This window comes from Pseudomonas sp. GZD-222, from assembly GCF_049310525.1.
GTDB lineage: Bacteria > Pseudomonadota > Gammaproteobacteria > Pseudomonadales > Pseudomonadaceae > Aquipseudomonas.
This window is the reverse complement of the sequence record NZ_JBMOWO010000006.1, coordinates 1-825: the sequence shown is the minus strand read 5'-3', so window position 1 is coordinate 825 and position 825 is coordinate 1. Positions and strand designations below refer to the sequence as shown.

Annotated in this window: 1 protein-coding gene; it reads left to right on the top strand. The window is 63.6% G+C overall.

Going from position 1 to position 825, the window contains the following annotated elements; all coding sequences use genetic code 11:
* Positions 1 to 93: 93 nt before the first annotated feature.
* Positions 94 to 729, top strand: a complete 636-nt coding sequence (locus tag ACO6VD_RS00485) for an RluA family pseudouridine synthase (RefSeq protein ID WP_400174214.1) — start codon at positions 94 to 96, stop codon at positions 727 to 729.
* The last annotated feature ends 96 nt before the right edge of the window (positions 730 to 825 follow it).

Below are 825 nucleotides of genomic sequence, written 5' to 3'. Positions count from 1 at the left end.
TTTTCCCCCCCTTTCTCCCCCCCCCTACCCCCCCCTCCCCACCCCCCCCCCCCCCCGCTCCCACACGCCGTTGGCGTTTGCAGAGAATACGCAATGCCGCTGTCCAATGTTCAGGTCCTCTTCGAGGATGACGCCATCCTGGTGATCAACAAGCCGACCCTGCTGTTGTCGGTGCCCGGCCGGGCCGACGACAACAAGGATTGCCTGATTACCCGCCTGCAGGAAAACGGCTATCCCGATGCCCTGATCGTCCATCGCCTGGACTGGGAAACCTCAGGGATCATCCTCCTGGCCCGCGATGCCGACAGTCACCGCGAGCTGTCCCGGCAGTTCCATGACCGCGAAACCGAGAAGGCCTACACCGCCCTGTGCTGGGGCCAGCCGGAACTCGACAGCGGCAGCATCGACTTGCCCCTGCGCTACGATCCGCCCACCAAGCCGCGCCATGTGGTCGACCATGAGCAGGGCAAGCATGCCCTGACCTTTTGGCGCATCGTGGAACGCTGTGGCGATCATTGCCGGGTGGAACTGACGCCGATTACCGGGCGCTCGCACCAGTTGCGCGTGCACATGCTGTCGATCGGCCATCCACTGCTCGGTGACCGTCTGTATGCCTACCCTGAAGCCCTCGCCGCTCATGAACGCTTGTGCCTGCATGCGAGCATGCTCAGCTTTACTCACCCGGTAACCGGTGAGCGGCTGCGCTTTGAGTGTCCGGCGCCGTTCTGATCGAACCTATCGCGGGGCAAGCCCGCTCCCAGCGGGATTAAGAGAGCTCTGTTGGAGCAGGCTTGCCCCGCGATAGGAACACAAACAACCCCCCGA